The sequence below is a fragment of the Paenibacillus sp. TY11 genome, from assembly GCF_059772165.1.
In genome coordinates this window covers 211,572-223,812 of the sequence record NZ_JCBAIQ010000011.1, presented here as the reverse complement: position 1 = coordinate 223,812, position 12,241 = coordinate 211,572, and the positions used below count along the sequence as shown (strand labels likewise).

The 12,241-nt window shown below is 48.6% G+C and carries 10 protein-coding genes; all 10 read right to left on the bottom strand.

Annotation, left to right across the window (positions count from 1 at the left end):
- Nucleotides 1–417 precede the first annotated feature (417 nt).
- The 10 genes from AC6EJC_RS14870 to AC6EJC_RS14825 all read right to left on the bottom strand — a co-directional run bounded on the left by AC6EJC_RS14870 (nt 418) and on the right by AC6EJC_RS14825 (nt 12,065).
- Complete coding sequence (locus AC6EJC_RS14870) at nt 418–2,028, bottom strand: FAD-dependent oxidoreductase (RefSeq protein ID WP_444954637.1); 1,611 nt, start codon at nt 2,026–2,028, stop codon at nt 418–420.
- A gap of 25 nt (nt 2,029–2,053) precedes the next feature.
- Nucleotides 2,054–3,016, bottom strand: a complete 963-nt coding sequence (locus AC6EJC_RS14865) for an ROK family protein (protein WP_444954636.1) — start codon at nt 3,014–3,016, stop codon at nt 2,054–2,056.
- Between the two features lie 133 nt (nt 3,017–3,149).
- On the bottom strand, nt 3,150–3,989 hold the full coding sequence (locus AC6EJC_RS14860; protein ID WP_444954635.1) for a MurR/RpiR family transcriptional regulator: 840 nt from the start codon (nt 3,987–3,989) through the stop codon (nt 3,150–3,152).
- Nucleotides 3,967–4,686: an N-acetylmannosamine-6-phosphate 2-epimerase gene (locus AC6EJC_RS14855; RefSeq protein ID WP_444954634.1), complete on the bottom strand. Its 720-nt coding sequence runs from the start codon at nt 4,684–4,686 to the stop codon at nt 3,967–3,969. Before AC6EJC_RS14855 ends, AC6EJC_RS14860 begins: the two co-directional genes overlap by 23 nt.
- A 5-nt stretch (nt 4,687–4,691) precedes the next feature.
- Complete coding sequence (locus AC6EJC_RS14850) at nt 4,692–6,233, bottom strand: DUF4127 family protein (RefSeq protein ID WP_444954633.1); 1,542 nt, start codon at nt 6,231–6,233, stop codon at nt 4,692–4,694.
- Nucleotides 6,234–6,327: 94 nt separating this feature from the next.
- Nucleotides 6,328–8,154: a protein O-GlcNAcase gene (locus tag AC6EJC_RS14845; protein ID WP_444954632.1), complete on the bottom strand. Its 1,827-nt coding sequence runs from the start codon at nt 8,152–8,154 to the stop codon at nt 6,328–6,330.
- Between the two features lie 50 nt (nt 8,155–8,204).
- Entirely contained in the window at nt 8,205–9,095 is an 891-nt protein-coding gene (locus AC6EJC_RS14840; RefSeq protein ID WP_444954640.1) for a carbohydrate ABC transporter permease, read from the bottom strand.
- The gene (locus AC6EJC_RS14835; RefSeq protein WP_444954631.1) at nt 9,095–9,976 is read right to left on the bottom strand and encodes a carbohydrate ABC transporter permease; all 882 of its coding nucleotides are present in this window, start codon (nt 9,974–9,976) and stop codon (nt 9,095–9,097) included. Before AC6EJC_RS14835 ends, AC6EJC_RS14840 begins: the two co-directional genes overlap by 1 nt.
- A gap of 64 nt (nt 9,977–10,040) precedes the next feature.
- Nucleotides 10,041–11,315: an ABC transporter substrate-binding protein gene (locus AC6EJC_RS14830; RefSeq protein WP_444954630.1), complete on the bottom strand. Its 1,275-nt coding sequence runs from the start codon at nt 11,313–11,315 to the stop codon at nt 10,041–10,043.
- Between the two features lie 183 nt (nt 11,316–11,498).
- Nucleotides 11,499–12,065: a DUF420 domain-containing protein gene (locus tag AC6EJC_RS14825; RefSeq protein WP_444954629.1), complete on the bottom strand. Its 567-nt coding sequence runs from the start codon at nt 12,063–12,065 to the stop codon at nt 11,499–11,501.
- Between the last annotated feature and the right edge of the window lie 176 nt (nt 12,066–12,241).

Genomic DNA, 12,241 nt, shown 5'->3' with positions numbered 1-12,241 from the left:
TGAGCCAGGATCAAACTCTCCATTAAAGACCAACCGAAGTTGGTTTATAGAAAGAGCGATAAGCTCATTTTGAAACTGACGAGATAAAATATCTCTTGTTTGATTTTGCAAGCAAAATCATTTACTCACTCGTTGTTCAGTTTTCAAAGATCAAACATTTCTCTTTCGCTGCGTTTTTCAACAGCTATAAGATCATATCATGTTCGTTTCAAAAATGCAAGGGTTATTTTTTTCTTTTTTTGAAGATCATTTCACCCAAGCTTTTCGCTTTTGAAACTGCTGTTTTGTTGTCAGCTCAAATAATATATCATAAACCCCAGCAACTTAGCAAGCACTTTTTTTAATTTTATTATTTTAGAATAACTCCCCTTTTCTCTACCTCATTAAACTCAGCCAAGAGGCTAGCTGCCCCTTTCATTAACTGATGACTCCCTCTGGCTCGAATACTTCTGCAGGCCAGTGTAACTCCACACCCTGGCGAAGAAGACTGTTTTGAAAACATCCCAGATGCTCTGCTGATTCGCTCACTTCAATGGGATATACTCCGTTGGAGACACAGTAAGCCGCCAGACTTCCCGCTGATTCTCCTATATTCCATTCTGTAGGATGCAGTCGATAGCAGCCATTTGCTATTTGGGTCATCCCTATATTTTTGCAGGCAGGAAGCAAATTGCGTACTCTTACCGGAATCAGTGAGCCCAATGGGATTTCATAAGGATAGTTAGGAATGTAGAATGTTCGCTGAGATACCGTAGTTGGATGAAGATCCAAATGATAGCTGCCTACACCTACACTGTCTGTATAGCGTTTGGGCCCCTCTTTTCCCCGAAGCTCACGACTTACATCAAACTCAGATATCGTATACATGGCCTGTATCCGGCGTGACTCGCGAATATAAGCCGTTTTAGCCAGACCATCTGAAGTGCCGAGAAAATCTCCCCGTGGTCGAATTCCCGGATAGCCGAACCCTCCATCTAACCGAGGTGCTTCGGTCTGAAGCCAATATATTAATGAACGGGTCAACTCACGTGCTCCTTCTCGATGTCTTTCCTGTTCCTGAGCGGTGACACCGATCAACGGTCCCAGGTAATAATCATTTTGCGCCCAGTTTAAAAGAGTTACCTCACCATCATTTAGCGGTTCGCTCCATATGGAGGGGTCTACAATACGACGATAATCCCATAAGGATACAATGCCCTGATCGTTGGGGAACAATGTGAACTGTTTTAATTTACTGGTATCATCCGCGTCTGTAGCAAACCAGCTCAAAATCGGAAAACGGGAAAAGGAAGGAATATAATTTCTCCAAAAATCATATTGTTGCGGCCGCTCTATAATGAAGCTCCCCTGGGGAATATAGTCTACGGCAGCCACATGTGTGATAGATTGCATATCAAAAGGGTTAGCACACTCTAGTGCATGAGGTTCACCCGTAGCAGCCCGCGACTCTGCTCCACTCGTATGCTCCACGCCCGCCAATGGAAGAAGATCGCCACACTCTGTCGCATCCAGATAAAACGTTCCGTGCAGCACTCTGACTCTACTCTTATGATCAGGGCTATTCGAGGTACGGACGGTTACAGAAGTAATACAGTCCCCATCCGTCTGAGCGGCAATGGGCACGGTGTGATAATATACACGAACGCGCCCGGAATTCAAATAGGGAGCAAGCATATCTTCAAGCACCCGCAGAGCTACCCGTGGTTCATGAGCCAGACGGCTTACCCAGCCGTTTCCAGGATTGAGAATGGGATCATTATGGGCTTCTTCAGTTAACGGATAGTTCTGACGGTAATAGTCACGTACACGATTACGGAACTCACGGTATGTTCCTGTGCAGCCAAACTGTTCGATCCATCGGTGCTCATCTGGGGGAACGGCCTGTGAAGTTAACTGTCCCCCCAACCAGTCCGTCTCCTCCGTCACGATGACTCTCATACCAGCCTTCGCCGCCGCAAGGGCTGCCGATGTCCCCCCCAGACCTCCGCCAATCACAACAATATCGGTATCAAGCCGTTTTTGCGTCATGGTTCGTTCCCCTTTCATTCTTGTACTAAGACTCAGTCATTTCAAAAGCAAGCCGGGCAGCGCCGATGATTCCAGCGCGATTGCCCAACAACGCCCGACTTACTTCCGTTTGAACTCCCAGTTGGTGCAGATGCTTTTCCAGCAAGGGCCACCAGACCTCTCCCGCGTCCGCTACTCCTCCGCCTACAATGATCGCCTCAGGATCAAGAGTCACCGAGATATTAGCCAGAAGCACAGCTAAATCCGCGGTGTAATCGTCCAGCACTTGTATTACCTTCAGGTTACCGTGAGCGGCCTCTTTCACAATCTCGTTCCCTGAACGGTACAATTTACCGACGTGTTCCCTGCCTCGACGTAACAGGGCGCTACCCGATACATACTGCTCGGCGCACCCTTTTTTTCCGCAATTGCAGGGATGACCTCCGGGGAATAGAATACTGTGCCCCCAATCGCCGCCGCTCCAATGAGCCCCTCTACACAAGAGGCCATTTTCCATATATGCACCTCCGACACCTGTTCCCAAAGTGAGCATGACCAAGCGCTGCTTGCCCTTCCCCGCTCCCTGCCACGCTTCTCCAAGTAAAGCGGCGTTCGCATCATTATCAGCAACCGCACGTAAAGCCAGCTTTTCTCTAGCCCACGTTACCAAGGATGTGCCTTGCCAGCCAGGCAGGTTATCTGTGGCATACACAACTTCACCGCTCTCCACATTTACTCTGCCAGCAGTAGCGATGCCTAGAGCGCCTATACCTATATAGGTAACAGTGCTGGTGTCTCCAAAAGAACGCATCAGTCCGAATACAGACTCAGACATCCGCGACAATACCCATTCACGTCCACGAGAAGCGTCCGTATCCAGCCGGATTTCATCAAGCACGGATCCGTCCCGTGCCACTATGGCGGCCTTCACTGATGTGCCTCCAATGTCGATCCCAATGACTCTGTTCACAGCAACTGCCACCACAGCATCCTCCTTGTTGCCCAACATAAAAGCATACTAGCTCTTTGCACAAACCTTCTATTAAACAGCAATACATGAAATTGCAATTCATAAGCCACCACAAACACAAGTCATTGAACCTGTCGGAGCGTACCGTTTTCCAATCCAAAATCGAAAAATCTCAATAGCTTCGTTCAATAACCGCCCTCGCTGTTTTTTCCTTCATCTGTTTGGTGTGACTCGTGTGCTTGCGAGCAAGTCCTTCGCAGATGAGGTCAATCACGAATAGCTGCGAGATTTTAGCACTAATTGAACCGCCTTCTGTCGGGGCTTCCTTGCCTGCGGTCAGCAACACGATATCTGCAATGGAGGTAATGGGTGATTTCGCATAATTCGTAATTGCGATAACTGTTGCACCGTTTTGCTTGGCCTTGCGCAGCATGTCGTTCGTATCCAGCGTACTTCCCGATACACTGATGCCGATAGCGACATCACCAGGGTTCATGGACACCGCCATCATCGACTGGATATGTCCGTCTGCCACAGCCTCGGCGCGCCGCCCGATCCGTAAGAAACGATTTTTAGCATCCTGCGCGGAAATTCCCGAAGCGCCTACACCGAAAAATTGAACATAGCCCGCTTGATCGAGACACGCTATCGCACGACCAAGCTCTGAACGGTCCAGCAGCCCCATACTGGAGTGCAAAATATCGAGCATGTTGTGATACACCGTACGCGTAATATCATGTTCGTTATCTGGATCGGTGTCCTCCTCGCCCATATCCGTTTTGCGATAAGTCTGATTTTGCGCCAAGGACAGTCGAAAATCCTGATAACCTTTAAATCCAATTTTCCGGCAAAAGCGCATAACGGTCGTCTCGCCTGTACCCGCAAAATCTGCCAGCTCCGTCACGGAGAAATATATGATGTCTGCAGGGCGTTCCAGTACGCACATGGCGACTTTTTGCTCCGATTTCGTTAATGAAGGATAATACGTGTTAATTCGGTCGTTCATCTCCATAGATGCATTTCACTGCCTTCCTTGCGGCATCGGCAAACCGCTGCGTAATCAATTGGGGTCTGGTAATCGCCGAGCCTACAACCACTGCATGTGCTCCCATTCGGAATGCTTCCTCAACCTGCGCCGGGTCATAGATTTTGCCCTCTGCAATTAAAGGAACGGGAACCAGCTCCGACGCTCTCCGAACCAGTTCCAGATCCGGACCATCTATCTGGGTAGAGTATGGCGTATATCCGGATAATGTTGTGGATACGCAGCCTACACCAAGGGAAGCCGCATGAAGCGCCTCCTCCAGTGTCGATATATCTGCCATAGAAGTGACCCCCTGCTCATGGGCATAATCTATGAGCCGCTTCAGTTTGCACCCTCCCGGGCGTGGACGCAGTGTGGCATCGAGCGCGATGATATCCGCACCCGCCTCAACCAATTCCTCCATCTCACGAAGAGTCGGCGTAATGTAAATATCAGAATCATCATAATCCCGCTTAATCAAGCCAATGACTGGTAGAGAAATTGCCTGTTTAATCGCACGTACATCCGATGCGCCATTGGCGCGAATCGCTACGGCTCCACCCTGCTGTGCGGCACGAGCCATTTTGACCATGGAATCTGCTCCATGCAGCGGTTCCCCCGGTAGCGCCTGACAGGATACGATCAGTCCGTGCTGAACTTTGGATAATACACCTTCCATTCCCATAGGAATCACCCTCTCTCCTTGGCATGATGCCGTACGGTCAATCCGACTTCAAAGGTGCGGTTCCACGGCATGTAGCAATCTGTAATTTCCACGCGGCCCTCCGGCCCATTTACATTTTCATCGAGCGCCTGCTCCAGCCGTCCGCGAATGACCGCGGCTACCGAGCCTCTCGGTCCATCGAGCATAAACTTGGTAAAGCCCATCTGCTCCACAATCCCGTTATTCATAGCCGTACGTACCACAGAGCAATAACAGGCATCCTCGGCGTAGCGCAGCGCCAGAAAATCCAGATGTTCCTCCGTAGAGCCATAGTGGGTATAAAGCATAGACTGGGCAATGACGGTACCGAGCGTGTTAGAACTGGTATTCCAGCCTGCATAACCTGCCAGCTTAAAAAGTAGTCCTTTTTGCTTCAATAGTCTAAGCAACTTGAGATCGGCGCCGTTGGCATAGCCCACATCAGCAATTGCAATATTTTTATCTGCATATTGCAGCATATAAGCACCGTACTCAACCAGCTCTACTACATTCCGATGTACATCATATCCGGCCATTGCATGCTGCTGGGATGAAGCTTCTGCCATCGTGTCGCCGGGTGTGTTAGCCAGCAAAATCAAATTAGCCTCCGCTGCTGAGGAAGCTATCAGCCCACCTGCCGCTATAATCTGGTACTTTAACGTTTCGTAAAAATAGCGATCTTCAAACAGCGGGACTACGAACGCCCCCTGCAAAGCAGACAATCGGGGATACACCAGTGGAACCACATTATTGGTCTGGTTAACCCAACGAGCCAGCAACGTACAACCCACTTCGTCTGCCCCCGGGTACATGTATACATTCAAATCCAGTCCAAGCTCAGAAATACGACTTCTTAGCCGCTGCTGATCCTTGGCGGTATAGCCGTAGGGAGCCGAATCATCCTGTGGGATGATCATAAAATCAATGACACCTTCAGCTACGAGATCCAGTGCGACTTGATTGGCCTCCAGATTCACACGGCGACGGCCCAGATAATCGTCCAGTATCTCTATAGGCAGACGCTCGTTGATGTCAGCTAATTCGAGCAACTCTTCTGCGGTAGCGATTCCTAGCTCCTGACGATGCTCTATGAAGCCCTTTCTGAATATCTCACGACCCCAATCGGCATAGTAATCCGGTTCTTCATCAGCTAAAGAGTATTGCGGACAACGCATAATCAATTGAAATGCATACAGGGTCAGTTGTGGGTATAGTTGCTTTAACCTGCGAAGACGAATTGCCCTGTCTCCGACCTGCTCGCTCGACATTCCATGTAGTCGAGAAGGTACGATTCCCCCGTATAGCAACGTATCCATTGCAATAATGGCTCCATCAGCAGCCGCCGCACGTTCTTCGAGCCATGCCCATAGTCTGGTCGTATCGCCAGGGGTTTTCTTTTGTCCCATCCATTCCAATGGGGGCCGCTCCATTTCTAGGTCTGTGCCCTGTGCCAGCAAATAAGGAAATTGATAATTACAGGGCCGCTCATCCAGCGGTATAAAAAGTAATCGGGTGTTTGGCTTCACCATACGCTCCACCTCTCCTGAAAATTACCGTTATGCTAACAGCAATAATTATTTTCTGCGCAGCTAAGCTACCTGGTTTCTCTCCATCGGCTAAAGCCTATAGAATTAGTCGATATTTGCCTTGTTCATCCTGATCAACGTAGCCCCACTGCTCGGCAGCACGGATCGCCGGATTGCTACCCAGCCGAGCCTTTGCTTCGAGGCAAGCGATGATACCGCGTCGTAGTTCCGCCACGACTTCGTCCGTCAGCGGCGGCGGCTCTTGCCCGTCAACTGCTTCGCTTGGCGTGCTGCTCCCCCGTGACTGTGCATCGTCCTGTCGCTCGCTGCTGAGCGCAGCTTGGCGCAACACATGCCACACGGCCGCGTCCAGCTCGGCACGTTCCAGCCACGGCGCGGCCTGGGACACGAACCCTACCGCCGGATCATCGGCAGGCACGTTCCGTAGGACGCTCACGGCCTCAAGTAGCCGCTCAAAGTACATATCCAGCGCAGGGATATCGCGCATTTGCAAGGCAATATCCACGTCCTCATACGTGCTGCCGCCCAGTCGGCTGTTCCTGTTTTGACGACAGAAAAACATCAGTTCATCCGCACGCTCCCCCGCTAACTCCTGCACAGCCCATTCCCAAGATAGCTCCGGCATATACCGCTCACTGTTCCACATATAGTGGGACATCGTAATGAGCGTCACTTTGGAGCATTCCCACTGATTCATCGGGTTGGCCACCATACCGGTGTGTCCGCAGTCTGGTAGCCTTGAATATCGTCCGCGCAGCGGATCGAGGAATAACCGATCATGGTCACAATCATTCACCGGGATGTTATCCCACAGCCACAGTTCATGCCCAAAGAATGCATGATTATCGGCTGCGTGCTCGCGACTAATCTGTGGAGCAAAAACAAAGTACCCCGTCCAGAACACCTTAATCTCCGGATGCAGCCGCTCACGGAAATCCTTTTTGTATTCGGTATCCCAATACGACCAATATTCAGAAGGACAGACCGTCAGCGTAAATTCAGGTAGCCGTTCAGTCAGCCATGCATGCACCTTGTTCGTCAAAAAGACATGAGCGTGACCCGAGCGGCCCAGCAAATGTCGATTTTCCCCTTTGAGTACATAGTCAATGTCATCCATTAATACAGAAAAATGGCGTACGCCAATGGCAATCACGGCCGCCAGCTTTTCCGTCAATTTGAGGAAATCTTCATCGCTGCCAAAGCTCAGGTCGTTCCCTGGACTGATACAGTAATGAAAATCAACCTCATGCCGTTCGCAGACTTCCTTTAATTCGCGGATCTGGGCAAACGTATCCTCAGGGTACGGCTCCCTCCATAGCTCACGATGATATGGATCATCCTTGGGGGCATACATGAACGTGTTCATCCGATGCGCAGCCATAAAACGGACGGCATCCAGCCGATCCGCGAAACTCCACGGTTTCCCGTAGAAGCCTTCAATAATTCCTCTGACCGGAAAGGAAGGCTCATTCCGAATAGACATCACCGGCAGAATACATCGTTCCTGTTCCACTTGAAGCAGGAGATGCAGGGCATCCATGCCGTATTTGAGCCCTCTTTTATTGGAAGCATGGACTTCAATCCGCCCTTCCTTCTGAATGTCCAAACGATATCCATCGGCAGCAAGCGCTCCGTCATATTCGAGCACCAACTGCACGCTTCCCCGTGTTTCAGTCGGTACACCCGGTCCCGGAGGTACAATGAGCTTGATCGGTCCCTCGGGGTCCAGCACACCTTCATACTCCTGATTCATTGCGAAGCGAGAGGACAGTTCACAGATCAGGCGCGGTTCGGAGATAACCAGCTTTTCCCCGCTGTCATACACATCACGAAAATAATATTGAATCTCCTGCGGTGTTAGCCCCACACCCGAATTAGGCCCCATTCCTTTCGACAGTTCCATCGCAATCGTCTCCTTCCATTCACGGACTCTCCGTAGCCGAGACTTCTGGCTTATCCTTTTACCGCTCCCGCCAAACCTTCCATATAGTAGCGCTGTGTGAACAGGAACAATATAATGATCGGCACTACCGAAATCATTGTGCCTGCAGCAATCCAGCCGAAATTATAGGCAAATTGACCGTTGAGATACGTAAGTGCAGCTGCCAGCGGGTAAAGCTCCGTATCGTTCAAAATAACGATAGGCCACAGGAAGCTGTTCCAGAATGACATCGCCTCCAACAAAGAAATCACAGCGAGCGCCGGCTTGACCAGCGGAAGCACCAGCTGCCACCAAATTCGAAACTCCGAAGCGCCGTCCATTTTACCGGAATCACGCACATCGGTGGGAATATGAATAAACGTCTGCCGCATCAGAAAAATGTTGAACACAGAGACAGCCCCAGGCAGTACCACACCCAAATAGGTATTGCCCAGATGAAGCCCTTGAATGGTCAGATAATGCACAATAAATGCGGTGTAAGAAGGAATAATCATCGTAGCAATCAGCAGCGTAAACACCAGATTTTTACCCTTAAAACGAAATACAGCCAAGGGATATCCTGTCAGACTGGCGAGCACCACATTGAGCACAACGCCCAACACCGTAATGATGACCGTATTCAGCATATATTTTGGAAAATTCATAAACTGCCACACCTGAACATAGTTGTCGAAATCAATAAAGGTCGGAAAAATAGCGGGCGGTGTTGAAAAAATGTTACGACCTGGCATGAGAGATACGCTAAGCAGCCATAGGAATGGTCCCATTAAAAAGAGGGCGAGCAGCACTAGAAGCAAATAGATTACTGTCATTCTGAGCATTCGACCAAGACTGCGCATGATGCGGCTGCTTTCCTTTTTAGGAAGAGACGAGCGTAGCATTTTGTCATCCTTTAGATTCATCAATAGGGATTGACACCGCCTTTCCTATTGAATCGGAATACGATAATACTAAGTACCGCAATCATTGCACCGACAATTAAGCCAAGCGCCGAAGCGTACCCAAAATTAAACTGCTCCATCCCCTTTTGAAAAATATACAAGCTGGATGTCAACGTGGCCGTTCCCGGTCCACCCTTGGTTAGCACATATACCTCATCAAATACACGAATAGCTGACATGAGCGATATAAGGGTACAGAACAGAACGTAAGGTCTCAGCAGTGGAAGAGTAATATGGACAATCAGACGCCATCGGCTTGCTCCGTCGACTCTAGCGGCTTCGTACAGATCTTGAGGAATGTTTTGTAATCCTGCCAGATAGAGCATCATATAATACCCGAGTCCCTTCCACATCGTGATGAACATCAGTACATACAAGGCCAAATTGCTATCCGATAACCAATGTATGTCTTTGCTGATCAAGCCGACCTGCATGAGCAAGTAGTTCACTACGCTGTTATTGCCCAACAGCCAGCTCCAAATTAAGGCTACAGCTACCATCGAAGTCACAACAGGGATGTAGTAGGTCGTACGAAATATTTTAATTCCCGGGATATGGCTGTTCACCAGCACGGCCATCAGGATGGAGAAAATTTGGAGAAAGGGGACAATGAGCACGTACAACAATGAGTTCCAAATCGAAATAAGAAAGTTACGGTCCTTAAACGCCGCTGCAAAATTATCCAAGCCGACAAAATGGGTATCTGATATGACAGAGTAGTCCGTCAATGCCAGCGGGATGCTGTAAATAATAGGCCAAAATACAAAGACGGCAAGTAATAACAGTCCCGGCGTCATAAAGGCCCAGGCCGTAAAGGACTCCGACCTCAACCATTTGATCATGCTGCATCACCACCTGATTTTGATAAATGAACAAGGGAGTATTCACATTACTCCCCTGTCAAACCTATTGCTTTAAAATATCGTTCACTTCCTGCTCCAGGGCAGTAAGCGTCTGCTTCGTATCCGTTCCGTTCAATACAATATTTTGCAAAGCTCGCGCGATGGCACTGTTCACATCCTTGGCATTAGGTACACCGACCATATAATCTGTCGCCTTATCCAAGCTTTGCGCGGATACTACCTTTGCTTGTGCTTCTAATGATTTGTCAGACTGGGTGAAATACGGATCTTTAATGGAATCTTTCGTGGAAGGTAGTGTATTCGCCGCTTTGGAAAAAGCTGTTTGACTCTCTGCATTTGTCAAGAAAACAGCAAACTTCACCGCTTCGCCCACATGTGCAGACTTGGTAGGTACGACCAGGTCCATGGAGTTGGAAAGACGCACATCGGCTTTGCCGGTTGGGACGGGAACAGCAATCGTGTTCTTATATACATCCGGCGCTGCCGTTTTGATAAAATTGATGAACGTCGGTCCTGCCAGCTCGAAAGCAACCTGCTCTCCAGCATAATATTTCACTTGTTGTGAGAAATCGGCATCTTCCTTGAGCACGACACCATCTTCCATCTGTTTTTTTAGATTATCAATCATGGTGACTGCTTCTGGTGTGTTGAACGCCGCTGCTGTCTTTTCTTTATTCAGAATGGGAATGCCGTCAACAGCGAAAAGCTTGGATACAAGCTGCTGAGCATAGCCTGCCTTGCCGATTTTTCTATTGATCTGGCGGCCCCATTCAGACAATTCCTCCCGCGTTTTGGGCGGATGAGCAGGGTCCAATCCGGCGGCTTTGACCAGCTTTGTATTCATGTAAAGCACTTCCGTGCCGGTATACCAGGGTAGCGCATAAGCTTTACCGTCAATGACTGTGGAATTATAAATACCCTCGAAATAAGCAGCCTTTTCCTCGGGCGACAAATGCTCATTCATATCAACAACAGCACCCTTGGAGCCCATTTGGCTAGCAAATTCCGTATTGAGATTCACCACATCCGGACTGCTGTTGCTAGCGATACTCGTCAATAGCTTGTTGGTCACTGCGTCATAAGGGTAATCCTTCCAATCGATTTTGACATTGGGGTTCTTCTGCTCATAATCGGCAATCACCCGATTGAAATACGGGGTAAATGTAGGTTGTAGCGCAATGGTCCAAAATTGCAGTGTCACTTTCCCTCCGTCTACCTTTTCCGACTTTGAGCCTCCGCCACCGCAGCTGCTCAGCAGTACAACCAGCACCAGCATAGATACAAGCAACCGTAACCTGCCTTTCGCATTCTTTGTCACATGGTGACCCCCTTGTTCTTAGTTGATTAAGGCAAATTATAGCAGAAATACCTCTGTAGAAGGAACGTTTTTTCAATAAAATAAATTTAGAAGGAATAATTTTTCTTTTATTGGATACAAAAAAGACGCCTCTTCAGCAGAGACGCCATTTTCTTGAATTAACCCGCAGAGGGTTCACATCTATTAATAATATGGGGCCATGAAAACGTACACCAGTACCCCGGTCAAGCTCACATACAACCAAATCGGCATCGTCCAACGCGCAATTTTACGATGTTTCGCTACCTGCATCGTCCATCCCCATACAACCGTGAACAGCGCCAACGGTACGATAAGCGCAGCCAGTATGCTATGCGAAATCAACAGCGTAAAGTAAATCGGCCGAAGGATACCCACCCCACCATATTTTGCAGTTTCCGGCGAAATGTAGTGGAAGGTCAGGTAGGAAAATAAAAATAAAACGGTACTGGCGAAGGCCAGCAAAATAAAGGTTTTATGAACCTTGATGTTCTTCTTGAAAATAGCAACCAGTGCAGCCAACAGGAAAATAAATGTGAAGCTGTTAAAAATCGCATTCAACCTAGGGAAAATAGTGATATCAAAGCTGACACTACCCTGATATCCGATCGGCGAAAAGAAAAGCAGCAAAATAATCACGTTGGCTATAATGGAAACGGTGATAATCAAGGCTGTAAAATTACGTTTGCTCGTTGGAACGTACTGCTTGTCCTCACTCGCTTTATTCATCATGAGCGTCTCCTTCGTTTAAATTCAGGTTTTCGTTACTATTGTAGTCATAACCATAATATATTATATAGAACTCATGGACAGCCTGTGAAGTGACAACAGTATGAACAATTTCACAGCCTTCTGTCAGAAAATATGCTTCAACATTTGAGGATAGCCCTTTACCTCTCTATATCAAC